Source organism: Pararhizobium sp. LjRoot255, from assembly GCF_964252905.1.
Taxonomy (GTDB): Bacteria; Pseudomonadota; Alphaproteobacteria; order Rhizobiales; family Rhizobiaceae; genus Pararhizobium.
The window spans coordinates 197,412-223,544 of record NZ_CAXUPQ020000001.1 but is presented as its reverse complement, the minus strand read 5'-3'; the positions used below and the strand labels follow the sequence as shown (position 1 = coordinate 223,544).

General features: G+C 61.4%; 24 protein-coding genes. 12 read left to right on the top strand and 12 right to left on the bottom strand.

What is annotated here, in order from left to right; all coding sequences use genetic code 11:
* Nucleotides 1-7: 7 nt before the first annotated feature.
* From ACSQ2W_RS01140 to ACSQ2W_RS01125, 4 genes are all read right to left on the bottom strand, one after another.
* The gene (locus ACSQ2W_RS01140) at nucleotides 8-985 is read right to left on the bottom strand and encodes a DUF2232 domain-containing protein (RefSeq protein ID WP_436084587.1); all 978 of its coding nucleotides are present in this window, start codon (nucleotides 983-985) and stop codon (nucleotides 8-10) included.
* Between the two features lie 255 nt (nucleotides 986-1,240).
* Complete coding sequence (rpsR, locus tag ACSQ2W_RS01135; protein ID WP_158473674.1) at nucleotides 1,241-1,489, bottom strand: 30S ribosomal protein S18; 249 nt, start codon at nucleotides 1,487-1,489, stop codon at nucleotides 1,241-1,243.
* Between the two features lie 18 nt (nucleotides 1,490-1,507).
* On the bottom strand, nucleotides 1,508-1,957 hold the full coding sequence (gene rpsF / locus ACSQ2W_RS01130; RefSeq protein WP_056332059.1) for a 30S ribosomal protein S6: 450 nt from the start codon (nucleotides 1,955-1,957) through the stop codon (nucleotides 1,508-1,510).
* A 393-nt stretch (nucleotides 1,958-2,350) separates the two neighbouring features.
* Entirely contained in the window at nucleotides 2,351-4,354 is a 2,004-nt protein-coding gene (locus ACSQ2W_RS01125; protein ID WP_436084586.1) for a putative bifunctional diguanylate cyclase/phosphodiesterase, read from the bottom strand.
* 305 nt (nucleotides 4,355-4,659) lie between these two features.
* Between ACSQ2W_RS01125 and ACSQ2W_RS01120 the strand changes: the two genes are divergently transcribed.
* Nucleotides 4,660-5,703, top strand: a complete 1,044-nt coding sequence (locus tag ACSQ2W_RS01120; RefSeq protein WP_436084585.1) for a class I SAM-dependent methyltransferase — start codon at nucleotides 4,660-4,662, stop codon at nucleotides 5,701-5,703.
* A gap of 102 nt (nucleotides 5,704-5,805) precedes the next feature.
* On the opposite strand, the gene ACSQ2W_RS01115 is transcribed toward ACSQ2W_RS01120, so the two are convergent.
* Complete coding sequence (locus ACSQ2W_RS01115; RefSeq protein WP_436084584.1) at nucleotides 5,806-6,849, bottom strand: aldo/keto reductase; 1,044 nt, start codon at nucleotides 6,847-6,849, stop codon at nucleotides 5,806-5,808.
* Between the two features lie 165 nt (nucleotides 6,850-7,014).
* Between ACSQ2W_RS01115 and fabD the strand changes: the two genes are divergently transcribed.
* The 7 genes from fabD to gmk all read left to right on the top strand — a co-directional run bounded on the left by fabD (nucleotide 7,015) and on the right by gmk (nucleotide 13,953).
* Nucleotides 7,015-7,959 carry an ACP S-malonyltransferase gene (gene fabD, locus ACSQ2W_RS01110; RefSeq protein ID WP_436084583.1) on the top strand — a complete coding sequence of 315 codons (945 nt, stop codon included), beginning with the start codon at nucleotides 7,015-7,017 and terminating at the stop codon, nucleotides 7,957-7,959.
* Nucleotides 7,960-7,984: 25 nt separating this feature from the next.
* Complete coding sequence (gene fabG, locus ACSQ2W_RS01105) at nucleotides 7,985-8,722, top strand: 3-oxoacyl-[acyl-carrier-protein] reductase (RefSeq protein ID WP_436084582.1); 738 nt, start codon at nucleotides 7,985-7,987, stop codon at nucleotides 8,720-8,722.
* Nucleotides 8,723-9,039: 317 nt separating this feature from the next.
* Entirely contained in the window at nucleotides 9,040-9,276 is a 237-nt protein-coding gene (locus ACSQ2W_RS01100; protein WP_018327362.1) for an acyl carrier protein, read from the top strand.
* 219 nt (nucleotides 9,277-9,495) lie between these two features.
* On the top strand, nucleotides 9,496-10,755 hold the full coding sequence (gene fabF / locus ACSQ2W_RS01095; RefSeq protein WP_436084581.1) for a beta-ketoacyl-ACP synthase II: 1,260 nt from the start codon (nucleotides 9,496-9,498) through the stop codon (nucleotides 10,753-10,755).
* 308 nt (nucleotides 10,756-11,063) lie between these two features.
* A complete protein-coding gene (gene mltG / locus ACSQ2W_RS01090; RefSeq protein ID WP_436084580.1) occupies nucleotides 11,064-12,242 on the top strand; it encodes an endolytic transglycosylase MltG in 1,179 nt (392 codons plus the stop codon).
* Between the two features lie 155 nt (nucleotides 12,243-12,397).
* Nucleotides 12,398-13,285 carry a YicC/YloC family endoribonuclease gene (locus tag ACSQ2W_RS01085; protein WP_436084579.1) on the top strand — a complete coding sequence of 296 codons (888 nt, stop codon included), beginning with the start codon at nucleotides 12,398-12,400 and terminating at the stop codon, nucleotides 13,283-13,285.
* A gap of 2 nt (nucleotides 13,286-13,287) precedes the next feature.
* Nucleotides 13,288-13,953, top strand: coding sequence for a guanylate kinase (gene gmk, locus ACSQ2W_RS01080; protein ID WP_436084578.1), 666 nt, complete (start codon nucleotides 13,288-13,290; stop codon nucleotides 13,951-13,953).
* A 253-nt stretch (nucleotides 13,954-14,206) separates the two neighbouring features.
* On the opposite strand, the gene rsmA is transcribed toward gmk, so the two are convergent.
* From rsmA to ACSQ2W_RS01045, 7 genes are all read right to left on the bottom strand, one after another.
* Nucleotides 14,207-15,034, bottom strand: coding sequence for a 16S rRNA (adenine(1518)-N(6)/adenine(1519)-N(6))-dimethyltransferase RsmA (gene rsmA / locus ACSQ2W_RS01075; RefSeq protein WP_436084577.1), 828 nt, complete (start codon nucleotides 15,032-15,034; stop codon nucleotides 14,207-14,209).
* Entirely contained in the window at nucleotides 15,034-16,065 is a 1,032-nt protein-coding gene (gene pdxA, locus ACSQ2W_RS01070; protein WP_436084576.1) for a 4-hydroxythreonine-4-phosphate dehydrogenase PdxA, read from the bottom strand. Before pdxA ends, rsmA begins: the two co-directional genes overlap by 1 nt.
* A gap of 10 nt (nucleotides 16,066-16,075) precedes the next feature.
* Complete coding sequence (locus ACSQ2W_RS01065) at nucleotides 16,076-17,014, bottom strand: peptidylprolyl isomerase (protein WP_436084575.1); 939 nt, start codon at nucleotides 17,012-17,014, stop codon at nucleotides 16,076-16,078.
* Between the two features lie 183 nt (nucleotides 17,015-17,197).
* Nucleotides 17,198-19,531, bottom strand: coding sequence for an LPS-assembly protein LptD (locus tag ACSQ2W_RS01060; protein ID WP_436084574.1), 2,334 nt, complete (start codon nucleotides 19,529-19,531; stop codon nucleotides 17,198-17,200).
* On the bottom strand, nucleotides 19,531-20,616 hold the full coding sequence (gene lptG, locus ACSQ2W_RS01055) for an LPS export ABC transporter permease LptG (RefSeq protein WP_436084573.1): 1,086 nt from the start codon (nucleotides 20,614-20,616) through the stop codon (nucleotides 19,531-19,533). Before lptG ends, ACSQ2W_RS01060 begins: the two co-directional genes overlap by 1 nt.
* A complete protein-coding gene (gene lptF / locus ACSQ2W_RS01050) occupies nucleotides 20,613-21,788 on the bottom strand; it encodes an LPS export ABC transporter permease LptF (protein ID WP_436084572.1) in 1,176 nt (391 codons plus the stop codon). The genes lptG and lptF overlap by 4 nt, the downstream gene beginning before the upstream one ends.
* A complete protein-coding gene (locus tag ACSQ2W_RS01045; protein ID WP_436084571.1) occupies nucleotides 21,785-22,114 on the bottom strand; it encodes a hypothetical protein in 330 nt (109 codons plus the stop codon). The genes lptF and ACSQ2W_RS01045 overlap by 4 nt, the downstream gene beginning before the upstream one ends.
* Here ACSQ2W_RS01045 and ACSQ2W_RS01040 point away from each other — a divergent pair.
* The 4 genes from ACSQ2W_RS01040 (at nucleotide 22,113) to ACSQ2W_RS01025 (ending at nucleotide 26,122) form a co-directional block, all read left to right on the top strand.
* Entirely contained in the window at nucleotides 22,113-23,609 is a 1,497-nt protein-coding gene (locus ACSQ2W_RS01040; RefSeq protein WP_436084570.1) for a leucyl aminopeptidase, read from the top strand. The genes ACSQ2W_RS01045 and ACSQ2W_RS01040 overlap by 2 nt on opposite strands.
* 8 nt (nucleotides 23,610-23,617) lie before the next feature.
* Nucleotides 23,618-24,067 (top strand): DNA polymerase III subunit chi, encoded by a 450-nt coding sequence (locus ACSQ2W_RS01035; RefSeq protein WP_436084569.1) that lies wholly within the window; start codon nucleotides 23,618-23,620, stop codon nucleotides 24,065-24,067.
* 214 nt (nucleotides 24,068-24,281) lie between these two features.
* Complete coding sequence (locus tag ACSQ2W_RS01030) at nucleotides 24,282-24,896, top strand: TetR/AcrR family transcriptional regulator (protein WP_436084568.1); 615 nt, start codon at nucleotides 24,282-24,284, stop codon at nucleotides 24,894-24,896.
* Nucleotides 24,897-24,982: 86 nt separating this feature from the next.
* The gene (locus ACSQ2W_RS01025; protein WP_436084567.1) at nucleotides 24,983-26,122 is read left to right on the top strand and encodes a DUF418 domain-containing protein; all 1,140 of its coding nucleotides are present in this window, start codon (nucleotides 24,983-24,985) and stop codon (nucleotides 26,120-26,122) included.
* The last annotated feature ends 11 nt before the right edge of the window (nucleotides 26,123-26,133 follow it).

Genomic DNA, 26,133 nt, shown 5'->3' with positions numbered 1-26,133 from the left:
TGTCTGTTCAGAGTTCTTTTGTTTCAGTGTCAGTTGTTTTCCCTGCCGGCGACAGCGCGATGGCGCGCCGCGTGTCCATCAGACCCGACAGGAGAAAGAAGAATGCCGGCACCTGGAAGATCAGAACCGACATGTAGCCGATCCACAGAACGGGCAGCCGCCAGGACTTGCCGCGCGTGCGGAAATGGAAGACGGCGAACCCGGCAAGCAGGAAGCCCGCGCCGAAGGTGCCGCAGATGAGTGCGCCGATAACGGCCGGCGTGCCGCCCATGAAGGCGAGAACCAGGCCGCCGAGGAAGGCGAAGATGGCATAGCGGTGCATGCGCAGCGTCGACGGCATGTCCTCGCGCGGACGCAGGCCCTTGCCGGACGTCTGGACGATGCGGCTGGCGATGTAATAGGCCGCAAACAGGATCATCACCCAGAGGGCGCCGAACAAGAGCGGCCACGCAATGTGGAAGAGCGACTTGATCTGCTCGACTACCGGCTGATCCGGATTGAACAGCGGGTCCTGCGCCTTCATCGCGATCAGCACCTGATCGACCACGATGCTGGCGAAACGGTCGTCATATCCCAGCACCGCGCCGATGATGATCGCCGAGACCGTAACCAGAGCCACGAGGTGGGCGAGGATATCGGAGAGCGGATACCAGGCAAGCGCGCCTTCCGGGCCGCCGATCTCGGAAGCCGGCCGCGCCAGATTGGCGAGGTGGCTGAGCCAGGCGGCCGGCGCGAGCATGATGATCACGACGAACAGGGCAGACAAGGGGGAGGCAAACACGGCAAGGCCGAGAGCAGCGACGACAACGGCGGTTGCGGCCGCGGCATTGCCCCAGCCGAGGCCGGCAATGAGAACGGGCAGCGCGGACGCGACGACGAGCAGGATGGCGAAATACGACTGCGGCGTCGCGCCGAGCAAAAGCAGGGCGGCGGTGACGCCGGCCAGCGCGCCGGTCAGCAGCGATGTTGCATTCAGTGTCTTCACGGTCGCTGTCCTGCTTATCAAGCAGTTAGAGGCGTCTCCTGATGAAGGAACAAAGCCCCAACATGGGTTTTAGCGCTGGTGTTGCGCCGGTGTTTCCGATCCGCGCCCAACGCGAAAGGGAGAAGGTGAGGCGATGCCGGATGGCGTTTCGCCTCACCTTGAGTCAGCTTCCGTCGAGTCAAACGACTGACGGAGAGTCATGCTGATCCAGATGCATATGTCTTTCCTTGGAGCAAGGCTCCAAGGGGACATGCATTAGGACATGACGTAGGGCAGGAGGCCGAGGAAGCGGGCGCGCTTGATCGCCTGGGCGAGTTCGCGCTGCTTCTTCTGGGAGACTGCCGTGATGCGGGACGGAACGATCTTGCCGCGCTCGGAAATGTAGCGCTGCAAGAGGCGGACGTCCTTGTAGTCGATCTTCGGAGCGTTGGCGCCGGAGAAGGGGCAGGTCTTGCGGCGGCGATGGAACGGGCGGCGGGCCGGAGCGGATGAAATGTCAGCCATTGTCTTTTCTCCTAAACCTTATGCACGATCTTCGCGCGGACGGCGCGGACGGTCTTCACGATCACCACGGTCCGGACGCGGGCCACGGTCGCCGAAGCCACCACGGTCAGGACGGTCGCCATCGCGGCGCGGACGGTCGTCGCGGTCGCGCTTCTGCATCATGGCGGACGGGCCGTCTTCATGCTTTTCGACAGCGATGGTCATGTAACGAAGAACGTCTTCGTTGATGCGCATCTGGCGCTCGACTTCGTGAACGGCCGGTGCCGGAGCATCGATGTCCATCAGAACGTAGTGAGCCTTGCGGTTCTTGTTGATGCGGTACGTCAGGGACTTGAGGCCCCAGTTTTCGACGCGCCCGACTTTTCCGCCGTTAGCTTCCAGTACACCCTTGTACTGTTCGACGAGAGCGTCGACCTGCTGAGCGGAAATATCCTGCCGGGCAAGGAATACATGTTCATAAAGAGCCATGAGGCTTTGCCTTTCTTGCGTTAATCGTCATCCGGGCTCTAGCGGCTAAGCCTCAACGACTGTTCAAGTGGCTGCGGACAGCCGGCAAGAAAGTGTTGTTTCGAGACGGTCGAGAGCGGAGACACGGGAGGCTGGACCCTTTAGGTCCTGACAGGTTTCTAAGGGAAACCGGCCCTCCGTTCAGCCACCAGCCAGAAGACCGGATGTTGCGAACAGCGCGTTTATACGCATTTTCGGCCAGGAAGCAAGGGGCGGGGTGAAATTAGCGCTGGTGCCGTCTTTCCCTGCCCCTCGTGGGAAGGGTGGTCCAACGGGCCGGGCAGGGGGTCTTCTCCTTCAAGGCGACTACGCGTCGCCCGGGGCTTTGCGCGCAAGGCGCCTGGCGTGATCGGGTCATCCCCGCAGGGGGCTTGCCAGCCGCGCCGTGCGCGGATCTGCGGGAGGGGGCGCCGTGAAATTATGCGCGGGGGCCGGGCGGCCGACGTGGAAGCCCTGGACCTGGTCGATGCGGCATTCCTTCATGAGCCTCAGCTGCTCGTCGTTTTCCACGCCTTCGACGAGGATCTTGTGCCCGCGATTTCGCACGAGGCCGATGATGTCCTGGAGCATGGCCTTGCCGCGCGGGGTGCCGCAGTCGTGCAGGAACGAGCGGTCGATCTTCACCGTGTCGAAATCGATCAGGCGAAGCCACGAAAGACCGGCAAAACCCGTTCCGAAATCATCGAGCCAGATCTTGATGCCCAGCGTCTTCAGGTCGCTGATGCAGCGGAGAATGTCCGAATGCATCTCCATCTCGAGACCTTCGGTGATCTCCAGCGCCAGCCGGCCGCCGGCGACGCCCGTCTCTCCGAGGATCGCCGCGACGGACGCTGCAAAGCCGGGAGCCTTGAGCTGAATTGGCGAGACGTTGACGCTGACGACCGGAACGTGGTCGTCCATCAGGAGTTCGCGGCACACCGTGCGTATGGCCCAGCGCCCGAGTTCCAGGATGGCGCCGGTTCGTTCCGCGACGGGAATGAAAAGGCTCGGCGTCACCGCGGTGCCGTCCAGCATTCTCAGGCGCATCAGCGCCTCGACCGCTTCGACCCGGTCCGATACGACGTTTCTTATCGGCTGATAGACGAGGGAAACAAGTTTCTGGTCGATCGCGATCTTCAGCAAGGCGGCGACGTTCTCGCTCTCATCGCTGCTCTGGGGATCGTTCGGATCGAACAGGCGCACACAGTTGCGACCGCTTGCCTTGGCTGCGTAAAGGGCGCGATCCGCCTCGTGGATAACCTTCTCGAGCTTCGTGCCCTTTTGACTCCTGGTGAACGAGGCGCCAACGCTGACGGTGACGATCGACGTCCCGTCCCGCCGCTGGCCGTGCGCGAGCGCCAGGTCCTCGACCGTGCGGCGAATGGCTTCTGCAAGGTCCGCCACTCGCTCGCCGGTGTCCCGGTGAGCGAGGACGATGAACTCTTCGCCGCCATAGCGTCCGATCGAGCCGCCGTAGGGGCGGATCGAGGCTTCGAGTGCATTGGCCACCTGGATAAGGCAGCGGTCACCCTCCTGATGGCCGTAGCAGTCGTTGTATCGCTTGAAGAAATCGACGTCGATCAGGATTGCCGCAAAGCTCTTGCCGGATTTTTGCCAGTTGTCCCAAAGGGTGCGCAGCCTCTGGTCGATGGCCCGGCGATTTGCAAGGCCCGTCAATGGATCTGTGTTCGACAGCCTCAGCAGAGCCTTGCCCCGCTCCGATGCCTCGTTGTGCTGAACCTTCGCCTCAAGGGCGTTGAGGAAGACCTTGTAGCGTTCCCTGTTGAGTTTCCAGTTCACATAGGACGTGAAGACGAAGCACGAGACGCAAAACGTGCCGAATGCGAGCTTGTAGGTGGGGTCCATGGGTGGAAACGACAGCAGAGCGGACAGGAAAATGAGGAGAATGATGATCGATGCGACGACGGAAAGGCGAAAATGGAAGCTGAAGAACAGGTTGACGCTCATCATGAAGATGGCGCCGAAGACCATGTAATAGGATATGCTCTGAACATCTGATGTCATCATGGCCGTGCATAACCAGCCGGCATAGGCCAGGATAACCGCAGCAGCACAGGTGGCATCGATCGCGTTCGCGCTGGCATTCAAGCGGACCTGTATTTCGAGCGCGGTGATTGCGACGATGCCGACGGCGAAACGTGCGGCGATCGTGTAGAGCGCGACGTCCGGAACGAGCAAGATGTCGGTGATCGAAAACAGGAGATAGGCGGCGACGGCGATCCAGAGCCCTTGTCTGGTGGCCTGCCTGCGCGTGCTTTGGCCCTCCTCCCGATAGAGCGCACGAAGCTCCGCCGACGCCGGTCTCGGCGGCTCGGTATGGAGATCGATTTCAACTACGTCGGCCAACGTGTGCTTCATGCACTTTCCATTGCGTTGCGTCGCATTCTCTAGAGCTCGAGGTTTCCAACAGTCGACGCTGTCTCAGTCGCCCCACGCCGGCCATCCGGATAGGCAAGCTATCAGGAAAGGGCAGCAGTTTCCGGCACAATAGGACAGGTGCCTTAACTTTTTCTGAACTTGGGGACGAGCGTCGACGCACCCGCGGCGGGCTCAACCGCAGCGCGAGTGCGTTAACCATAACCCGCGAAAACGGGGCCGCTCGGATTGGCACTTCATCTATTTTTCACCATTATATTAATGATCTATTAACGCACGAGGTTCGAGTGTCCCAATTCAATATTGCCTTCGACGGCGAAAGCCTGATTACCCCCCAAGCCATCATCACAGAACTTTCCTCCACTAAAACCGATCGACACGATGATCAGCTCGCAACAGCGAAGGCTGAACTTGCGCTCGTGCTGGCGATTGCCTCGCAGCGGATCGAAGAACGCAGCGATCCGGCGCAGACTGTAAAGTGGCTTATCGGCGCGCTTCATGAGACGCGCAACAAGTTCGAGCCAAGCGTCTGGCAGGCGCTTATCCCGATCGTGCAGAGCCATCCGTCGGCGAAGATCTTTCAGCAGGATCCGTTCACGCGCTGGTCTTTCGAGAAGCCGCGCGGCTATTCCGGTGACGCGAGCCTGATCGACTTCATCTATGGCCACCCCGCCGTTGCGCACGAAGTCGCAAAGTCCACTCCGCTTGGGCTCGGGATTTATGAATATACTAGGAACGCCCCAGGCCCTGTCGCGGTCAGGGAGCGGCGCGACATTCTGACCCGCTATGTTGACGAGATCGCCGCGGAAAAAGGCCCCGAAACCGAGATACTCACGGTCGCCGCCGGCCATCTGCGCGAAGCCGACAGCTCGGTCGCGCTCAAGGAAGGGCGGATCAAGCGGTGGGTCGCTCTCGATCAGGACCCGCTCAGCATCGGGTCGATCACACGGGATTTCCAGGGCACCTGCATCGAGGCGATCGATGGTTCCGTGCGTGGGCTGCTCAGCAAGAAACATCAGCTTGGCAAGTTCGATTTCATCTATGCCGCTGGCCTCTATGACTATCTCGCCGACAAAGTCGCGATCAAGCTGACGCAGGCCTGCATGGAGATGCTTAAGCCGGGCGGTGTCTTCCTCTTCGCCAATTTCGCGCAGGACATGGCCGACGATGGTTATATGGAGTCCTACATGAACTGGGCGCTGCTGCTGCGCTCGGAGGCGGATATGTGGAACGTCATCAATTCGAGCGTCGAGCGCAACAGCGTCGACGCGAGTGTCTGGTTCGGCACCAACCGGAACATCGTCTACGGCACGATCAGGAAGCGTTCGTAAGTCTTGATTTACCATGGCCTGCTGCACGCGGCAGGCCATGCTGGTCTCGGAGCCGGAAGGTGCCGGCGCTCGGCAGCCTCTGACTGGCTACGTTTGGCGGCTTCAGATCGGCGCCGGGAACTGGCGGTGCAGCCGTTCGATTCCCTTCAGCACCTCGGCCGACAGCCTGACATCCTTGGCGCCGATATTCGTCTTCAGCTGCGCCATGCTCGTTGCGCCGATGATGACCGAGGTCATGAAGGGGCGGGTGAGGCTGAAGGCGAGCTGCATCTGGGCGAGATCGAGGCCGTGGGTGCGGGCGAGCCCGGCATAGGCGGCGACGGCTCCTTCCTGATATTCGGTATAGCGGCCGCCGAGGTCGCCGTTGATGCTGAGGCGGGAGCCTTCTGGGCACGCACCGTTGAGATATTTGCCGGTCATCAGCCCGGCGGCAAGCGGCGAATAGGCGAGCAGGCCGATATCCTCGTGGTGGCTGACTTCGGCAAGGTCGAGATCGAAGGCGCGGTAGAGGAAGTTGTATTCGTTCTGTATGGAGGCGATGCGCGGCAGGCCGTGTTTCTCGGCAAGTGACAGCATCGTCATCGCGCCCCAGGCGGTGTCGTTCGACAGGCCGATGGCGCGGACCTTGCCAGCCCGGACGAATTCTCCGAGCGTTTCGAGGATCGTAAGAAGTTCACCCGGCACGGTCGACCTGTCCTGCTTCGACGGATCGTAGGTCCAGGCATTGCGAAAGTGGTAGTGGCCGCGGTTCGGCCAGTGCAGCTGATAGAGATCGACATAGTCCGTCTGCAGCCGTTTCAGGCTTTCGTCGAGCGCGATCCGCATGGTGGCGGGGCTCATCGGGCTGCCGCCGCGGATATAGGGACGTCCGGGGCCGGCGACCTTGGTGGCGACGACGACGTCATCGCGTTTTCTGCGCGCCTTCAGCCACGTGCCGATATAGGCCTCGGTGCGCCCTTGCGTTTCGGCCGAAAGCGGCGTCACCGGATAGAGTTCGGCCGTGTCGATGAAATTGATGCCTTGCCCGAGGGCATAGTCCAATTGCTCGTGGGCCTCGCTTTCCGGGTTCTGGCTGCCCCAGGTCATGGTGCCGAGGCAGATTTCGGAAACGGTGATGCCGGTGCGGCCGAGTGTCTTGTAGTGCATGGAAGTGCCTCGATCTGGTTTGGCGGCGAATGTAGAGGCTGTTTGCTGCAGCGCAAGAGAAAAGCGCGCGTCCCCATGCACAGATGGGGTCGAAGGCCGCTCAAGCCTTGACTCGGGCGCAAGGAATGTGAATGGAAAGGAAAATTGAAGGGAAGGACATATCCCATGGCAATCGCATTCACATTTCCCGGACAGGGCAGCCAGGCGCTCGGCATGGGCAAGGACCTGGCCGATGCCTTTCCGGAGGCCGCTGCCGTCTTTGCCGAGGTCGACGAGGCGCTCGGCGAAAAGCTCTCGGATATCATGTGGAACGGCCCGGAAGAGACGCTGACGCTGACGGCAAACGCCCAGCCGGCGCTGATGGCGGTGTCGATCGCCGCCATCCGCGTGCTCGAGGCCAAGGGGCTTAATCTGAGATCCAAGGTCGCCTGTGTCGCCGGCCATTCGCTCGGCGAATATTCGGCACTCTGTGCCGCCGGCACCTTCTCGCTTGCCGATACGGCGCGGCTCCTGCGCATCCGCGGCAATGCCATGCAGGCGGCGGTTCCCGTCGGCAAGGGCGCGATGGCGGCGATCATCGGGCTTGAGCATGGCGATGTCGACGCCGTCTGCGCGGACGCCTCCGCGCTCGGCTCCTGCCAAATCGCCAACGACAATGGCGGCGGCCAGCTGGTGATCTCAGGCGAAAAGGCCGCGGTCGAAAAGGCGGCGATGCTTGCGACCGAGAGGGGCGCCAAGCGCGCCATCCTTTTGCCTGTTTCCGCGCCCTTTCATTCGGCGCTGATGACGCCCGCGGCAGACGCCATGCGCGTGGCCCTGGCAACGGTAGCGAAAAACGATCCAGTCGTGCCGCTGATCGCCAATGTGCGGGCAGCGCCGGTGACGGATGCGGGCGAGATCGCCAGCCTGCTGGTCGAGCAGGTCACCGGCCAGGTCCGTTGGCGCGAGACCGTCGAGTGGTTCGCTGCGAACGGCGTGACGACGCTGTACGAGATCGGCTCCGGCAAGGTGCTGACCGGTCTTGCCCGCCGCATCGACAAGACGGTGACCGGCATAGCCGTCAATTCCCCCGCCGACATTGACGCGGCGCTTCAAACTCTGCTCGGCTGAGCCGAAACCTATAAGGAACAACACAATGTTCGATCTGTCTGGCCGCAAGGCTCTCGTCACCGGCGCATCCGGCGGCATCGGCGAAGAGATCGCCCGCATCCTGCATGCACAGGGCGCCATTGTTGGCCTTCACGGCACCCGCGTCGAAAAGCTCGAGGAACTCGGCAATTCGCTCGGCGAGCGCGTCCACCTGTTTCCGGCCAACCTTGCCGACCGTGCCGCCGTCAAGGCGCTCGGCGAAAAGGCCGAGAGCGAGCTCGGTGGCGTCGATATTCTCGTCAACAATGCCGGCATCACCAAGGACGGCCTGTTCGTGCGGATGAGCGACGAGGACTGGGACGCGGTGCTCGAAGTCAACCTGACGTCGGTCTTCCGGCTGACGCGTGAGCTGACCCATCCGATGATGCGCCGCCGCCATGGTCGCATCATCAACATCACCTCGATCGTCGGCGTCACCGGCAATCCGGGGCAGGCCAACTACTGCGCTTCCAAGGCGGGCATGATCGGCTTTTCCAAGTCGCTCGCGCAGGAGATCGCCACCCGCAACGTGACGGTCAACTGCGTCGCTCCCGGCTTCATCGAGAGCGCCATGACCGGCAAGCTGAACGACAAGCAGAAGGACGCCATCATGGGCGCCATCCCGATGAAGCGGATGGGCACCGGCGCCGAAGTTGCCTCCGCCGTCGCCTATCTGGCGTCGAACGAGGCTGGTTATGTCACCGGCCAGACGATCCATGTGAATGGCGGCATGGCGATGATCTGAAGGCGGCAAAACGCCTGCGCTGCCGCGTTTTCGCGTTAATCGAAGGGGCGGGGCGGAAATACCGGGAATTGCGTGTTGACCAAGCCATTCCCGGCCATTTTCGGACTTTGCGACAGACTTAAACCGTGTTAAGCGGGCCATGACTGTGCGCAGTCGATCGGAAGATATGAGGCACCCGCCGTCTTTTGCAGTGCGTGGTCTGCCGCTCTTGCGGTTGAAGAGATTGCCGGGGTGATCGTCTTGATCTCTCTGGCGTTAATAGGGTACCGATGTCAGAACGGCATCGTTGAGAAAAAACAAAGGTCGAGGAATCCGACATGAGCGACGTAGCAGAACGCGTAAAGAAAATTGTTATTGATCATCTTGGCGTCGACGCCGAAAAGGTTTCGGAAGGCGCAAGCTTCATCGACGATCTGGGCGCGGACTCGCTCGACACCGTCGAACTGGTCATGGCATTCGAAGAAGAGTTCGGCGTCGAAATCCCCGACGATGCAGCCGATTCGATCCTGACGGTCGGCGATGCTGTCAAGTTCATCGAAAAGGCGCAGGCCTGATTTCAGGCCGTACAGGGCGGGGCGCATGGCGGCCCGCCTTCAAGTCCCTTCGCGGGGCTTGCTCCCCGCTTCGGGAGCAATACGCGCAATTAAGGAAAGTCTGGTGACTTCCGTACCTGATTGCGCGAAATGAACATCACGGAATGGATGTACGGGTCCGGTTTTTAGCATGTGGTCCGGTCCGGTTCTGGAATTAACAGGCAGGGTGGATCACGGGTTATGAGACGTGTCGTTATCACCGGTACCGGCATGGTATCTCCATTGGGTTGCGGAACCGAGATCAGCTGGTCGCGGCTTCTTGCCGGAGGAAACGCCGCCCGCAAGGTGACTGAATTCGAAGTCGAAGACCTGCCTGCAAAGATTGCCTGCCGCCTGCCGTTTGGCGATGGCACCAACGGCACTTTCAATCCCGACAATTGGATGGAGCTGAAGGAACAGCGCAAGGTCGATTCCTTCATCATCTATGCCATGGCCGCAGCCGACATGGCTCTGGCGGATGCCGACTGGCACCCGAAATCCGACGAAGACCAGATCGCCACCGGCGTCATGATCGGTTCCGGCATTGGCGGCCTCGAAGGCATCGTCGATGGCGGCATCACGTTGCGCGACAAGGGTCCGCGCCGCGTTTCCCCGTTCTTCATTCCCGGCCGTCTGATCAATCTTGCCTCCGGTCAGGTGTCGATCCGCCACAAACTGCGCGGCCCCAACCATTCGGTGGTAACAGCCTGTTCGACCGGCGCTCACGCCATCGGCGACGCAGCCCGGCTGATCGCGCTCGGCGACGCCGAGGTGATGGTCGCGGGCGGTACGGAGTCGCCGATCTCGCGCATCGCGCTGGCCGGCTTTGCGGCCTGCAAGGCGCTGTCCACCCAGCACAATGACGATCCTGAGAAGGCCTCGCGCCCCTATGACAAGGACCGTGACGGTTTTGTCATGGGCGAGGGCGCCGGCGTTGTCGTGCTCGAAGAACTCGAGCATGCCAAGGCGCGAGGCGCCAAGATCTATGCGGAAGTCGTCGGCTACGGCCTTTCGGGGGATGCCTTCCACATCACCGCGCCGGCGGAAGACGGCGACGGGGCCTATCGTTGCATGCAGATGGCGTTGAAGCGCGCCGGCCTGACGGCTGCCGATATCGACTATATCAACGCCCACGGCACCTCGACCATGGCGGATACGATCGAGCTTGGCGCCGCCGAGCGCGTTCTTGGCAAGCACGCGGCCAGGGTTTCGATGTCATCGACCAAGTCGGCGATCGGCCATCTGCTCGGCGCTGCCGGTGCGGTGGAGGCGATCTTCTGCGCGCTGGCGATCCGCGACAATGTCGCGCCGCCGACCCTCAATCTCGACAATCCCTCGGTTGAAACGAAGATCGATCTGGTGCCGCATGTCGCGCGCAAGCGCGAGATCAATGTCGCGCTGTCGAATTCCTTCGGTTTCGGCGGCACAAACGCCTCCCTCGTTCTGAGCCGCTTTGCCTGACATCGTCGTTCACGGACCGGCGCGGCGGCGGCCCGTGAACCCCCGATATCAGGGCTTCTCGTGTAAACCGATGCTCTAATTGCATCCGCAATCCAGCTTTTGCCGCATTGCTCAGTTCAAACGTGCAATAGGGATGATTTGCGATCGATAACGGAAGCCAGGCTTTGGCCGTCAGACCATGCTGACACAAGGCGGAAGGCGTAGGCCGTTATAGTCGTGATGAAATGATTCTCTTTCCTGCTTCTCTTCTGGAGTTCGCATCAGGGATTGGGACGTGCATGATGCGAACTCCAGAAATCAGGACACTCGTGAACGACGCAAACGAAAATAGCTCAGCGCCTTTCGGCCGCAGCGAGGCCGGAAACAACGGCCCGATCATTCCGAAATCGGCCAGCGAAGCCCTTCGTCCGGAAAAAGTGCCGCAGCCGCCGAAACGGTCGCGCAAGGCGAAAAGCCAGGTCGTTATCTTTCTGAACTTCCTCATGACCGTCGTCGTCTGCCTGACAGTCGCTGCCGGCGCAACGGTTTACTACGCCATGACGGCTTACGAGGCTAAGGGCCCGCTGACGGCAAACACCAATTTCATCGTGCGCAACGGCGCCGGCATCCAGGAGATCGCAGGCAGCCTCGAGCGCAACAATATCGTCTCTGACGGGCGTGTCTTCCGCTTCATGTCGGAAGCCTATCTGGACGACGACACGCTGAAGGCCGGCGAGTACGAAATCAAGGCTGGCTCGTCCATGCAGGAGATCATGCAACTGCTGAAGTCCGGCAAGTCGATCCTCTACTCCGTGTCGCTTCCCGAAGGCCTGACCGTCAAGCAGATGTTCAGCAAGCTGAGCGCGGATCCCGTACTCGAAGGCAATCTGCCTGCAGAGTTACCCGCCGAAGGCACGTTGCGCCCGGATACCTATAAATTCTCGCGCGGCACCAAGCGCAGTGAAATCGTCGCGCAGATGGCCGCTGCTCAGAAGGCGCTGGTCGATCAGATATGGGATCGTCGCGGCCCGGACCTGCCGGTTTCCAGCCGTGACGAGTTCGTGACCCTCGCGTCGATCGTTGAGAAGGAAACAGGCATCGCCGACGAGCGCTCGCGTGTCGCCTCCGTCTTCATCAACCGGCTCGAAAAGGGCATGCGTCTGCAGTCCGACCCGACGATCATCTACGGTATTTTCGGCGGTGACGGAAAGCCGACCGACCGACCGATCCTGAAATCGGACCTGGACAAGCAGACGCCCTACAATACCTACCTGATCAAGGGCCTGCCGCCGACGCCCATCGCCAACCCCGGCCGGGCAGCGCTCGAGGCGGTTGCCAATCCGTCGCGGACATCGGACCTCTATTTCGTCGCCGACGGCACAGGCGGGCATGTGTTCGCAGCCACGCTCGACGAGCACAACAACAATGTCCGCCGTTGGCGTAAACTGGAGGCCGAGAAGGCCGCTGCGGCTGCCAAGGCGGCGGAACCCGTGCCCGTCCAGCAATAATCAGTCCCACGCTTGTGGATGATACGGCTCCGGCACGCTTGACCCTTGCGGTCAACCGTGCCGGAGCCGTACACATTCATGCACCATTTCAAGAGTTCCACGCTCACTTCACGAGCCAATTCCGGCCGGTGTGCCGCGAACCCAGGGAGAAGACCATGCCGTTGCAATCCATGACCGGATTTGCCCGCCGCGAGGGAACCTCCGGGCGCTATCGTTGGGCGTGGGAACTGCGCTCGGTCAATGGCAAGGGCCTCGATCTGCGGCTGCGGCTGCCGACCGGAACCGAGCATCTGGAAACCGATGTGCGCAAGCTCGTGGCGGAGAGCATTTCGCGTGGTAACATGCAGATCAATCTAACCGTCAGCGCCAGCGAGGCGGGCGTCGAGACGGTGGTCAACCAGACTGCGCTGGCCGCTGTCCTGTCGCTGCGCGAGCAACTGCGTGACGTCATCGACCCGGCGCCGTTGCGCCTCGACACGCTGCTCTCGATCCGCGGTATCGTTGATTTTCGCGAGCCGGAAGAACGGGAGGGGGAACGCACCGCTCGCGACAACGATCTCCTGGCAGGCCTGCGGCTGGCGCTTGCAGACATTGCCGCAATGCGTGAGACGGAAGGGGCAGCACTCTGCCAGGTCCTGCTCGACCAGATCGAAGCGATCGGAATGCTGATCCGCCAGATCGAAGCGGACCCGTCGCGCAGCCAGCAATCGATCGCTGCGCGGTTGGCGCAGCAGGTGGCCTTGGTGTTGGATGGCGGCTTGACGATCGATCAGGATCGCCTCTACGGCGAGGTGGCGCTGCTTGCGGCGAAGGCGGACATCCGCGAGGAGATCGACCGGTTGCGCACGCATGTCGCCGCTGCCCGGGATCTCTTAAAAAAGGGCGGACCTGTCGGCCGGAAACTCGATTTCCTTTCCCAGGAATTTAACCGCGAATCGAATACGATCTGCTCCAAATCGAATGCCGCGACGGTGACTGCCGCGGGCATCGAACTGAAGGTCGTCATCGACCAGTTTCGTGAACAGGTCCAAAATCTGGAGTGACCATGAGCCCCGCCAGCCCACCATCCACAAAAGCCATTCGGCGCCGCGGCCTCATGCTGGTGATTTCGTCGCCTTCGGGCGCCGGCAAGTCGACGATCGCGCGCAACCTCTTGGAAGCCGATCCGCAGATGAGCATCTCCGTCAGCGTGACGACGCGCAAGCGCCGCCCGAGCGAGATCGAAGGCCGTCACTACTTCTTCAAGTCGATCCGCGAGTTCGAGGGCCTGCGCCAGACCGAGGCGCTTCTGGAATGGGCCGAGGTCCACGGCAATTTCTACGGCACGCCGCGCGACGCGGTGGAAGAGGCCATGGCCGAAGGCCGCGACATGCTGTTCGACATCGACTGGCAGGGCGCCCAGCAGCTGCAGGAGAAGATGGGCGGCGATGTCGTGTCGATCTTCATCCTGCCGCCGTCGATGGCCGAGCTGCAATCGCGCCTGCATCGGCGCGCCGAGGACACGGAAGAGGTCATTGCCACCCGGCTCGCCAATTCGCGGTCCGAAATCGAGCACTGGATCGAATACGACTATATCGTCGTCAATGAGGACCTCGACAGCGCGTTTGCCTCCGTCAAGGCGATCGTCGAGGCCGAGCGCCTGCGCCGCGACCGTCGTCCCGGCCTGTTCGAGTTCGTCAATGGGCTTTTGACCGAGACGCCGAAGCTCTGAGTTTCAGGCAGGATTGGTTGAAGGGCAATCATTTGACACCGACGTGCGGCTTCACTCCCCTCTGTCACTCTCGTGACATCTCCCCCACAAGGGGGGAGATTGGCCGTGCACCATCGTGCGATCCTTACGGAGCTTAGTTTTCTTTAAGAGAAGGCGCATGAGGGAAAAGAATGACCTCCCCCCTTGTGGGGGAGATGTCACGAAATGACAGAGGGGGGTAAACTCTCCCCCAGTCGATTGCCCTGCTGTCGTGTTAAAGACAATTGGCGATCCGGCAGAATTCTTCGACGGACAGCGTTTCGGCGCGCCGCTGCGGGTCAATACCGGCCTTGGCGAGCAAGGCTTCGCCGCCGATCGATTTGACGCTCTGGCGCAGCATCTTGCGGCGCTGGCCGAAGGCCGCCATCGTTACCTTTTCGAGGTTAGCTGCGGAGCAGGGGATCGGGTTTTCGCGCGGTTCCAGATGGACCACGGACGAGATCACTTTCGGCGGCGGTGAAAACGCCTGTGGCGGCACGTCGAAGGCCATGCGCGCATTCGTCCGCCAGCCGCAGAGGACCCCGAGCCGGCCATAATGATCGTCGTCCGCCTCCGCCACGATCCTCAAGCCAACCTCTCGCTGGAACATCAGTGTCATCGACTGGTAGAAGGGCGGCCATGCCTTCGGCAGCAGCCAGTTGACCAAAAGTTGCGTGCCGACATTGTAGGGCAGGTTGGCGATGATCCTGACCGGGCCATCGGTCGCAAGGGTGTCGAAGTCGATCTTCAGGGCGTCCCCCTCGATCACCTCCAGGCGACCGGGATAGTGATCTGCGATCTCGGCGAGTGCGGGCAGGCAGCGGCTGTCCCGTTCGACGGCAATCACCTTTCGGGCGCCGAGCGACAGGATGGCGCGGGTCAGGCCGCCGGGGCCGGGGCCGACCTCGATCACCGTCACGCCCTCGAGCGGCCCGGCGGTGCGGGCGATCTTCTGGGTGAGGTTGAGGTCGAACAGAAAGTTCTGGCCCAATGCTTTCCTGGCATCGAGACCATGGCGCTGAATGACGTCACGCAGCGGCGGCAGGCCGTCGATCGCCGCCATCAGCCGTTCGCCTTCACGGTATTGTCGGCCAGTTCCTTGGCCATTCTCAGCGCGGCCAGCAGGCTGTCGGCGCGAGCGACACCCTTGCCGGCGAGGCTGAACGCCGTGCCGTGATCCGGCGAAGTGCGGATGAAGGGAAGGCCGAGCGTGACGTTGACGCTGTCGTCGAAGCCGAGCGCCTTGGCCGGGATCAGCGCCTGGTCGTGATACATGCAGATCGCCACGTCATAGGTTGCGCGGGCGCGGTCGTGGAACATCGTATCGGCGGGCAGGGGGCCGGTGATATCGAGTCCTTCGGCCTTCAACCGGTCGATGACGGGGCGAATGATCGCATCGTCCTCGAGACCCAATGCGCCGTGTTCACCGGCATGCGGGTTGAGCCCCGCGACGGCGATGCGCGGCGAGGCAAGACCGAAACGCCGCTTCAGATCATCCGCGGTGATCGTACATGTGCGGTAGATCAGGTCGGGTGTCAGCTGCGCCGGCACGTCCTTCAGCGGGATATGGATCGTCACCGGTACGGCCTTCAGCTTCGGCCCGGCCAGCATCATGATCGGCAGCAGCTTTTCGCCGGTGGCGCGTTCGCCGATATCGGCGAGAAATTCTGTGTGTCCGGCAAACTTGAAGCCGGCCGCGTAGAGCACCGATTTTGCGATCGGATTGGTGACGACGGCGGATGTCGCCCCCTCCATCGTCAGCCGCACGGCGGTCTCGATGGCGCCGGTAATGGCGCCGGCATTGGCTGAATTGGGCTCGCCCGGCCTCGGGAGCGTGGCGCAGGCGACCGGCAGAACCGGCAGCGCGGCATCGAAAGCGGCAATTGCCCCGGCGCAATCCGTTTCGCGGATCGCGATGTCATGGCCAAGGATGCGGGCGCGCTCGGCAAGGGCGGCGGGATCGCCGATCAGGATGAAGGGCGGCGTCCGCCAGGCCTGCCTGTTTGCCCAGACGGCAAGGCTGATGTCGAGGCCGATGCCGGCCGGATCCCCCATGGTCAGGGCGAGCGGCCTGTCGCTTGCTGGTGCTGTCATGACAGGGCGATTACTTTTCGATGATCTGCGCCCGCTTGCGCAGTTCCTCGATGTAACGCTTGCTGTTGGCGTCTTCGCCCTCGGTCTTCTTGCCAATATCCTCAGCGCGGAAGACGACTTCAGCAGCAAGGTCGTCGGAAACCTGGCGCTTCTTGCAGATGGCGAGATACTCGACGCCCTTTTCGGTGACGCGCGTTCCCGTCGTGTTGCCGTCGCCGGCCTTTTCGACCAGCGACTTCCAGTCCTCGGGAATCTCCTGCACCATCATGCGGCCGAGATTGCGGATCGACACGTCCCGCATCGTTGCGGCAAAGACCTTGGCCTGTTCGCAACCGGGATATTTCGAGCGCGATGCGTTGGCTTCCGCCTGGCGCTTGCCGATGATGGCGTTGCGCTTGGAGGCAGGGACCACGAAGATCACCTGCTGCAGGAAATATTCCGTCGTCACCGGCTTGTTGCCGCCGTTTTCCTGCATGCGCCGGACGAGTTCCTCGTTGGAAAGGCGACTGCCGCCGCCATAGCGGGCGTTGACGACACGCGGCCAGCTCATGGCGACCGCAACGTAGCTCTTGAAGTGGTCGAGGCCCACGCCGGCCTGATCAAGCACGTGCGACAATTGCTCGATGGTCAGCTTGTTGCCGGAGGCAAAGCGGCCGACTGCGGCATCGACATCACTCGTGCCAACGGAGGCGCCGACCCGGATGACTTCCGCGCGCTTGAGAACTTCGTCGATCAGCTGCTGGCGGGCAGCCGCCTGGCCACCGCCCTGCCGCTGCAGGCGCAGGAACGCGGCACGCTTGGCGATGTCGCCGGAGGTTATGGGCGAACCGTTGACGACGGCGACGACCTTGCTCGCCGCCTGCACTGCCGCCGGCGCGGCAGCCAATGCCAGGCCGCAGGCGAGGATCATTGTCGAAACCGCGCGCCTGATCGAGTGTTTCCCGCCCATTTCTTATCCTTTTCGTCTTCCCCGAATGCGAAGCCCCGGAGGTGATGATCTTCTGCCGAGCGCAATCGTCCTGCGCGTTTTTCCGCAAGATGCATAATACATGCGGCCGAACAATGACAAGGCCTGCCGGTCACGGCAAATCGCGGTTCAGGCTGCTGCGCAACGTAACCGGTGCTGCGCGGCCTAGTTCAGGTCGTCGAAGTCCGCGTCACCGACGTTGATGTCGCCCAAGGTACGGAAGCTGATACGAGCGCCGATCGACCAGTCATTGGCGACGGTCTGATCGGTGTCGCGCTCTTCCTTGTAGACGAGCGAGAAGATCGTGTCGCGGTCGTCATAGGTGATGCCGATGCCGTTGCGGGTCACGACATTGCTGTTCAGGTCGTAGGTGACCGAGCCGAACACCGACCAGTAGTCATGGAACTTGTAGGCCGCAGCCGTCTGGATTTCGTCCTGGTCGCTGGTCGATCCGTAGAGCGGTTGAGCCTGAATGCTGGTGTAGGTCAGCGCCGTCTGCCAGAAGATGCCCTGGTAGCCGATCGTCGCATCGGCGCGCCGCAGATCGAAATTGCTCTCGTCGAAGCGGCCGCTCAGGCTTGTGGTGATGCCGGAGGGTGCATCGATGCCGACCATCGCGACATAGTCGGACCGGTCCGTTTCCAGGCCGGAATCCGAACCGGCCTTGACCAGATCGTCGGTCGCGAAAGAGTTCAGGCCGCCAAGATGGAAGGACTGGCCGGCGATGGCGCGCAGCGCGTAGCCATTGCCGAGCGCACCCGTGTAGCGGAAACCGAGATTGGCTCGCGTTCCACCCTCGATGCGGTCATAGCCGGAGAACTTGTCGCGGTCGAACAGCGTGGTCGCATCGAAGACGAAGCTCTGCGCATCCTCGTTCGGCAGACCACCGGCATATTCCTCGTCGGGGCGAACATAGACCTGGGCGATAGGCTCGATGATGTGGCTGCTGTAGTCGGTCGTCAGGAGAAAGGGATAGCGAGCGTCGATGCCAGCCGTCAGCATGCGGCGGGTGGCTGCGTCGTCATCGTTAAAATTGCCTGTATAGTCGGTGCCCGGATCGGTCATGTTCAATCCGAGGACGTCGCCGCGCGCCGCCAGGATCGGCGTCAACGTCAGGCCGCCAGGAACGATGAAATTCCGCTTCCACTCCACGTCCGCGCTTAGCCGGTGAGCCGTGCCTTCAAGGCCGCGGAACCGATCGACCACGCCGGGTATTTCAAGCACATCCTCGCGGTTGCGCTTGACGTTGGTCAGGTTGAAATCGGCGGTCAGTTCGCCGCCAAGCACCGGCTGAGGCGCAGTGTAGGAATAGTCCAGTACCTGCGCGACGGCCTGCTTGTTTTCGGCAAGGCTGTCCGGGTCGGCATCCTGAATGTCGAAGTAGAAGGCGCGCGCGTCGAAATAATTGCGCTTGCCGAGACCCGTCAGATAGACCTGGTTCGTATAGGTCGTCCCGTCGAAGGTCGAAAGTTCGTAGGTCTTGGCGAAGTTGTTGTCGCTCTGCACCAGCACGTTCCAGCCGAACGTCCAACGCGGATTGATCTCGAACTTGGCCTTCGAGGCGACCATGCCGCGGGCCGTTTCGTTGGCATCGACGGTGCCGTCGGTGAAACTGTCGCGGTCCATCTGGCTGATGCCGGCCATGCTGAGGATATGTTCGCCGCTTTCGAAGCGCTGACGGAACTCGCCTTCGAGCAGGAAGCCTTGGCGCGTCAAACCGGTCGCAGTGACGGTCGCGTCCATATAGGGCGAAATCGCCCAATAATAAGGAACGCCGACGCCGGCACCGAGTTTCTGCGTGTATCTGAATTTCGGGAACAGGAAGCCGCTTTTGCGCTTCACCGTATGGTCCGGAACCTCAAGGACGGGCAGGTAGAGGATCGGTTTTCCGAACAGCTCGAACTTGGCATTTTCCATGCGGATGGTGTGGGTCTTGCCGTTCTGGACAATGCGCTGCGCCTTGACGTGCCAGAGCGAGCGATGATCCGGATTGGTCGCGCAGGGCGTGCAGGCGGTATAGACGGCATTGTTGAGGATCATCTCCTCGCCGTTGCGCCGCTCGGCGGTGACTGCGGCCAGCTTCGTCAGGTCGGTCGTCTCAAGCCGCATCGTTTCGATGAAGCCATCGGCGAAATTGTCTGTCACGTCCATCTTGTCGGCGTAGATCTTGTTGCCGCCGGGTTCGATGAGTTCGATTTCGCCGGTCGCAATGATGCGTCCGGTCTTCTGGCTGTATTCGACCTGCTGGGCGACCATCTGGTAGCCGCCATAATTGATCTGCACGCCGCCGCGCACGATCACGCGCTCCGCGTCCTGATTGTAGACGAGCTCGTTGGCCGACAGAAGCATCTTGGCGTCTTCGGGGAGCTTCGGCTGAAGCGAATCGATATTGGTTTCTTGTGCCCAAGCGGGTGCGATCGGGGTAAGCGCCTGGAACGCAACGCCGGAAAGCAGAAGGGCCGTGAGCAGCCTGATATGTTTGCGGTTGCCTGCCGCCACTAGCCATCTTCCTCATGCAATAGAATAGTCGAGCCCAGCGCCATCGCTACAACAACCGGCAGCCAGGCTGCAACGAACGGAGGCACAATGCCGCTGCTCCCGAATGCTTTGACAAGCACGGTGACGACATAAAGCACGAAGCCTGACAGGATGCCACCGAGAATCACCGGCCTCGATTGGTTAAACCGGCTAAATTTTAAAGAGACGCTTGCAGCGATCAGCGTCATTGCCACCAGAAGCAGTGGAAGCGAAAGCATGGAATGGAATTGGGTTTCCATGCCGTTCGTCGGGAAGCCGAAGGATTTCGCCACCTCGATCTTGCGCTGCAGGTCAAAAAACTGAATGGAATCAGCCTTTGCCAGCGTTTCCTGGACGAATTCCGGCTTCAAATGAGTCGGTAGCTGTGCCGTCATGAGACGGCGCGGCAACTGCCCGTTGCGCGTTTCCGTCACAGCGTTAAGAAGCCAGTAACCATCTTCCAGTTTTGCCGTGGCCGCGTCCTGTCTCGAAACGATCGTGCCGAGCGGATCGAAATGGAGCACCGTGACGTTGACCAGAGTCTTGCCCTCGTCCTGAACGGAGCGGGCGCCGATGATCGTATCGTCATTTCCGTAGATCTGCCGCAGCCAGGGGATGGAGATCGCCGACCGGGCCGAGGATGAGCTTCCCCATTCCGCTTCCAGCGCTTCCGCCTGCTTCGTGCCCCAGGCGGCGATCGGATTGAGGGCGATGACCGTCAGGATGCCGAACAGGAATGCGCCGATGACGAAGGGCTGCAGGAATTGCCAGACGGAAATGCCGGCAGCGCGGGTCACCACCAGCTCATAGCGGCGGTTGAGCGAGATCAGTGCCGCCATGCCGGCAAACAGCGCGACGAAGGGAACGGTCTGCTGCAGAATCATCGGAATGCGGAACGTCGTCATTAGAAGGGCGCCCGCGACCGAGTACCGCGGCAATTGCGACATCCGGTTCGACAGCTCGCTGAAATCGATGATGAAGATCAGTGCGAAAATTCCGGTGAGGAACCAGAAGGTCGTCACCGCATATCGCCTGAAGAAATAACGCCCGAGCGTGGTGGATATCATGCGGACTGGTTCCCGTCGGATGCCGGCGCGACCTTGGTGAGGCGCAGGCGAACCAGGATCTCGTTGAGTTTCTGTTCCCAGGTCAGCGGGATCTCAAGCCGCCTGTTGCCCATCAGCTGACGGATCGCCAAGGCGCCGGTCGCAAGCGGAATGAGATACATGACCGGAACGAAGGAGCGCGATTCCTCCGCGCTGTTGGCGGCGTAGAAGGTTGCCCAGCGGACGAAAAGACAGGTCAGGAGGGCGGTAATCATCGGATGCATGCGGGCTTCGCGATGCGATCGCGCATCGCTGCTGACGACCAGCGCAATTAGCGCAAAGAGCAGGGGAAAGGTCCACTCGGTGAACCGGCGGTGCAGTTCCGCCGAGAAGGACATCGGGTTCTTCTCGTAAACCGGGTCCTTCGGATCCGGATCGAGCAGGAAAAACAGGTCCCGGTCTTTCGCGCGGATGGTCGCTTCGCCCGCCATCTTGGTCAGGTCCGTGAGGTCGAAGGCGTAGGAATCGAACTTGATGATCGAGACATTGCTGTCTGGAAGCTTGCGGTGCACCTCGCCATCCTTCATCACCAGCGCCGATCCATTCTCGTCCACAGCACCTTCGCGTGCGTAATAGACCAGCTCATAGGCCGGGTTGCGCGAATCGGCGACGAAAATCCCGTGCAGAACGCCGCCACTGCGGCGCGAGGCGACCTGGACATAAAGGCCGTCGGCAATCTTGCGGAAGGTGTTCTCCTGCACGACGGACGACAGGAGATCGGCATGCGCGGTGGCGATCATCTTGCGCACGGCCATGCGCGAATAGGGTTCGACGAAATTGTCGACCGCAAAGGACAGGATGCTGAGCGCGATGCCGAGGTAAAGGATCGGCCGGATGATCGTCATGCGCGAGCTGCCGGCGGCATTGAGAACCGTGAGCTCCGAATCGGCATTCATCGCCGTCAGTGTCTGCGCCACGCCGATAACGAGTGCGAAGGGCAGGATGAGCGGGATGATTGACGGCAGGATGAGGGTCGCGAGCCGCAGGAAGGCGAGGATGGACTGGCCGCTGTCCGTCACCAGGTTGACGCTGGTCAGCGCCTGCGTCGTCCAGACGATCGCCATCAGCGGCAGGAGCGTGGCAAGGAACATGCCCGTTGCCCGCCTCAGGATATAGCGCTCGATCAATTTCATGGCTGGTCCTGGCCCATCTTTCTACCGCTTGCCCGGTCTGGCGCCGGCGACAGGCTTCCGGCCGGACGACGTGTCCCTATCGCGCTGATCGAACCGGTTTGCAAGTTTTCCACGACAACCAAATTGTAAAAGGGCAGGGCTAATGCACGGCAAAGAATGACAGTTAACAGCATGTAAACATGTGCTCGCGTCTTGCCAAGGCCATCAAAACCAAGAAGGGTGCACAGATCCGTTTCCGGGCTTGCGGTTGATGGCGAATGTTTGCCACTGTAACTGCCATGTAACATAACGGCGTCCGCCCGGCGGCCCTTCTGGAGTGTCTTCATGTCGATGAAATTCGAAATCGGTTTCAGCAAATCAGCACGGTTGTCCGGTGGTCTGGCTATCCTGCTCAAGACTGTTGACGGAAAAGAGGCGGCTGGCGCTGCGGACACGGATCCCGAGGCAATTATTGCCAAGGCTGCGCGGATCGCCAAGTACAAGGCCAAGTCGCTGAGCACGCTCGATATCGTTGCACCACAGGGTGCGCCGGTCGATCGCATCGTGGTTCTCGGGCTCGGCGACGGCGCCGGCCTTTCCGCGCATGACTGGCTGAAGGCGGGCGGTACCGCAGCCTCGAAAATCCGCGGCGCGGAGAAGGTGACGATTTTCCTCGATGCGCCCGGCGTCGAGGTCTCCGGCAAGGCGGCTGCCGATTTTGCGCTCGGCATGGAGATGAATGCCTACAGCTTCGATACCTACAAGACGACGAAGAAGGACGATGATGAGCAGAAAGGACCGCCGAAGCCAGTGAAAGTGACCATTGTCACCGGCGCGGTCATTGCAGCCAAGAAGGCGGCGGCCAATTCGCAGGCGATCGCCGAAGGCGTTTTCATGGCGCGCAACCTGGTCAACGAACCGGCAAACGTGCTTGGGCCGGTCGAGTTCGCGGCCAGGGCAAAGGAACTCGAGAAACTCGGCGTCGAGGTCGAGATCCTGACCGAGCGCGAAATGAAGAAGCTCGGCATGGGCGCGCTGCTTGGCGTGGCGCAAGGCTCCGTGCGGCCGCCGCGGCTTGCGGTCATGCAGTGGAAAGGTGGAAAACCGAAAGACCGACCTGTCGCCTTCATCGGCAAGGGGGTCGTCTTTGATTCGGGCGGCATTTCGATCAAGCCCGGCGCCGGCATGGAGGACATGAAGGGCGACATGGGCGGCGCTGCCGCCGTCACTGGCGTGATGCACGTGCTGGCGACGCGCAAGGCCAAGGCGAATGTCGTCGGTATCATCGGCCTTGTGGAAAACATGCCCGACGGCAATGCCCAGCGTCCGGGCGACATCGTCACCTCCATGTCCGGCCAGACGATCGAGATCATCAACACGGACGCCGAAGGCCGGCTCGTGCTCTGCGACGCGCTCTGGTACTGCAACGATCGCTTCAAGCCGCAGTTCATGATCAATCTGGCGACGCTGACCGGCGCCGTCATGGTGGCGCTCGGCAGCCATCATGCCGGCCTGTTCACCAATGACGACAAGCTTGCCAGGCAATTGACGGCGGCGGGGCTGACGACGCAGGAACGGCTGTGGCGCCTGCCGCTTGGCAAGGAATACGACAAGATGATCGACAGCAAGTTCGCCGACATGAAGAACACCGGCGGCCGCTATGCCGGCTCGATCACCGCGGCGCAATTTCTCAAGCGTTTCGTCAAGGATACGCCGTGGGCGCATCTCGACATCGCCGGCACCGCCATGGGCTCGCCGACCGACGAGGTCAACCCGTCGTGGGGCTCGGGCTTCGGCGTGCGCCTGCTCGACGAGTTCGTCCGCGCGAATTACGAAGGCTGATCTCACCCGTGACGGATATCCTGTTCTATCACCTGACCGAATCCAAGCTCGAAGATGCGCTGCCACCGCTGCTTGACAAAAGCATCGAGCGCGGCTGGCGCGTCGTCGTGCAGACGGTGGACGAGGAACGGCGCGACATGCTCGACACGCATCTGTGGACCTATCGTGACGACAGTTTTTTACCCCACGGCACGGATGTCGCAAATTTTGCCGAGGAGCAGCCGATCCTGCTGACGGCGGGAGAAGGCAATCCCAACGGCGCCACCGTCCGCTTTCTCGTCGACGGTGCCGAGCCACCGCCGGTCGGCGGGTACGAGCGCGTGGTGTTCATGTTCGATGGCTATGATCAGGCGCAACTGGAAGGCGCGCGGGCGCATTGGAAGGCGCTGAAGGGCGAGGGACATGCGCTGACCTATTGGCAGCAGAACCAGGACGGCCGCTGGGTGAAAAAGGCTTGAGTCCGCCGGTCCCGCAAGTCGCTTGATAACGCACATTCGCCGGCAAACGGGCATCTGTCCGTGAGCGGACCGGGGATCCTATGCTTTGGGGTTCACGGGAGGTAGGCAACCTGCTTCAGGATGCCTTGCCTCGGCAGGAAGCCGCGTCTAATTAATTAATAGATTGACTAGTCGATTAATTAATTAGACGCTGTACGCAAACGTGGAAACCAAGATGCGAAAAGTCGATCCCGAAAAATACGAAGCCCAAATGCGTAAAATCCTAGATGCCGCGCGGTTCTGTTTCGCGCGCAAAGGCTTCCATCAAACAACCACGGCCGCGATATGCGCACAGGCAGGAATGAGCCCCGGCAATCTGTTTCACTATTTTTCAGGCAAGCAGGCGATCATCGCCGCCATCGTCGATGCCGAAGGCAGCGAGACGGCGGCGTACTTCGCGAGGATCTTGCAGGCCGACGACCTCTACGCCGAACTTCTCAGCTTCATGGACGTGGTTCTGCAACTGGCCGCGGATCAGTCTTATGCCAGCTTGGCGCTCGAAACCTCGGCGGAAGCCATGCGCGACACCGATATCGGCGCGCGGGTATCTCGAAACGACACGGGAATGCGCGCAGCACTTGAAGCCCTTCTGGCCAGCGCGATGACGCGTGGACAGATCGATGCAACTCTTCCGCCATCTGATGTCGCCACCTGGATCGCCGCGCTCATTGACGGAATATTTTCGCGCGTGGCCATCGACCCGGCTTTCCGCCCGGCAAAGCAGGGCAAGACCATGCGGTTGCTGCTAGCCCGTATACTGCGCCCCGACGCAGCGCAATCATCTGCGTGATCCCTCATGAACGAGCACTTCAAATGGCATTATCCTCCACAGCGCAGCAGCGCCTTGTCAACATAGACGCGCTACGCGGGTTTTCCTTGTTCGGCATCCTCGTCGTCAACATCACCGTCTTTGCCTCGACCTATTACGGCTCTGGCGTCTCCGATCCACAGTTCAGCGGCCCGCTCGATCAGGCATTTCATGGACTGGTTGCGCTGCTCTTCGAAACCAAGTTCTACCTGCTGTTCTCGTTCCTGTTCGGCTACAGCTTCACCCTCCAGATGCAATCGGCGGAGCGGGCGGGCGGGAATTTTGTGCCCCGCATGCTGCGGCGGCAGATTGGACTATGGCTTTTCGGAGCCTTTCACGCGATTTTCCTGTTCCATGGCGATATCTTGACCACCTACGCCTTGCTGGGTGTGGTGCTCCTGTCAATGCGCAACCAACCGCAGTCCCGGTTGCTCGGGCTGGCCGCATGGCTCATCATCATCACCGCATTGGCCTGGATCGTCCTTGGAACGTTGCAACTGCTGGCCGGGGAGACGAGCGACGCTGCACGCGTGATGGTTCAGGCCGAAGCTGCGCGCGCCGCCTATAATGGCTCGCCCGCAACCGTCATTGCTCAACACATGCGCGAGCTTCCGCAGATGTTGATGGTGCTGGCCTTCCTGCAGGGGCCTTGCGCCTTCGCCATGTTTCTTCTTGGTTTCGTCGCGGGCAAAGATCGCCTGTTCGAGCGCTTGGAAGCGTACCAACTGGAGTTGAGGCGCATCCGGCAGCTCGGATTGACGGTCGGCCTCGCAGGCGCATTCCTCTACGCCTTAAGCGCGGTATTTCGTCCCGGTACCGGCTGGGAAACATTGGGGTTGGGGAGTGGAATTCTCACGGCGCCGTTGCTGGCCTGCGCATATGGGGCGTCGGCAATGATCTGGTTCCAGTCAGGAAAGGGCAAACGCGTTGCCGCGTTCCTGGCTCCTGCCGGCCGCATGGCGCTCTCCAACTACCTGCTCCAGGCGCTGGTGTGCTCGTTGATTTTTACCGGCTTCGGTTTCGGACTTGTGGGGCAGCTCGGGCTAGGGACCGCATGCGCTTTGGCGGTCGGCACCTTTGCTGTCCAGCTGGTTGCGAGCCGATGGTGGATGAGCAGTCATGCCTATGGTCCGCTGGAATGGCTGCTGCGGGCGATCACGATCGCAGCATGGCCGGCGATGCGGAAAAAGGCCGTCGCCCAGGCGTGATAGGGCGGCGG

Excerpts from the sequence above, each read along its gene's own strand:
- rpsR (WP_158473674.1), bottom strand. The coding sequence starts at position 1,489 with ATGGCTGACATTTCATCCGCTCCGGCCCGCCGCCCGTTCCATCGCCGC.
- rpsF (WP_056332059.1), bottom strand. The coding sequence starts at position 1,957 with ATGGCTCTTTATGAACATGTATTCCTTGCCCGGCAGGATATTTCCGCT.
- ACSQ2W_RS01125 (WP_436084586.1), bottom strand. The coding sequence starts at position 4,354 with ATGAAGCACACGTTGGCCGACGTAGTTGAAATCGATCTCCATACCGAG.
- ACSQ2W_RS01115 (WP_436084584.1), bottom strand. The coding sequence starts at position 6,849 with ATGCACTACAAGACACTCGGCCGCACCGGCATCACCGTTTCCGAAATC.
- fabD (WP_436084583.1), top strand. The coding sequence starts at position 7,015 with ATGGCAATCGCATTCACATTTCCCGGACAGGGCAGCCAGGCGCTCGGC.
- fabG (WP_436084582.1), top strand. The coding sequence starts at position 7,985 with ATGTTCGATCTGTCTGGCCGCAAGGCTCTCGTCACCGGCGCATCCGGC.
- ACSQ2W_RS01100 (WP_018327362.1), top strand. The coding sequence starts at position 9,040 with ATGAGCGACGTAGCAGAACGCGTAAAGAAAATTGTTATTGATCATCTT.
- fabF (WP_436084581.1), top strand. The coding sequence starts at position 9,496 with ATGAGACGTGTCGTTATCACCGGTACCGGCATGGTATCTCCATTGGGT.
- ACSQ2W_RS01085 (WP_436084579.1), top strand. The coding sequence starts at position 12,398 with ATGCCGTTGCAATCCATGACCGGATTTGCCCGCCGCGAGGGAACCTCC.
- gmk (WP_436084578.1), top strand. The coding sequence starts at position 13,288 with ATGAGCCCCGCCAGCCCACCATCCACAAAAGCCATTCGGCGCCGCGGC.
- rsmA (WP_436084577.1), bottom strand. The coding sequence starts at position 15,034 with ATGGCGGCGATCGACGGCCTGCCGCCGCTGCGTGACGTCATTCAGCGC.
- pdxA (WP_436084576.1), bottom strand. The coding sequence starts at position 16,065 with ATGACAGCACCAGCAAGCGACAGGCCGCTCGCCCTGACCATGGGGGAT.
- ACSQ2W_RS01065 (WP_436084575.1), bottom strand. The coding sequence starts at position 17,014 with ATGGGCGGGAAACACTCGATCAGGCGCGCGGTTTCGACAATGATCCTC.
- lptG (WP_436084573.1), bottom strand. The coding sequence starts at position 20,616 with ATGATATCCACCACGCTCGGGCGTTATTTCTTCAGGCGATATGCGGTG.
- lptF (WP_436084572.1), bottom strand. The coding sequence starts at position 21,788 with ATGAAATTGATCGAGCGCTATATCCTGAGGCGGGCAACGGGCATGTTC.
- ACSQ2W_RS01040 (WP_436084570.1), top strand. The coding sequence starts at position 22,113 with ATGTCGATGAAATTCGAAATCGGTTTCAGCAAATCAGCACGGTTGTCC.
- ACSQ2W_RS01045 (WP_436084571.1), bottom strand. The coding sequence starts at position 22,114 with ATGAAGACACTCCAGAAGGGCCGCCGGGCGGACGCCGTTATGTTACAT.
- ACSQ2W_RS01030 (WP_436084568.1), top strand. The coding sequence starts at position 24,282 with ATGCGAAAAGTCGATCCCGAAAAATACGAAGCCCAAATGCGTAAAATC.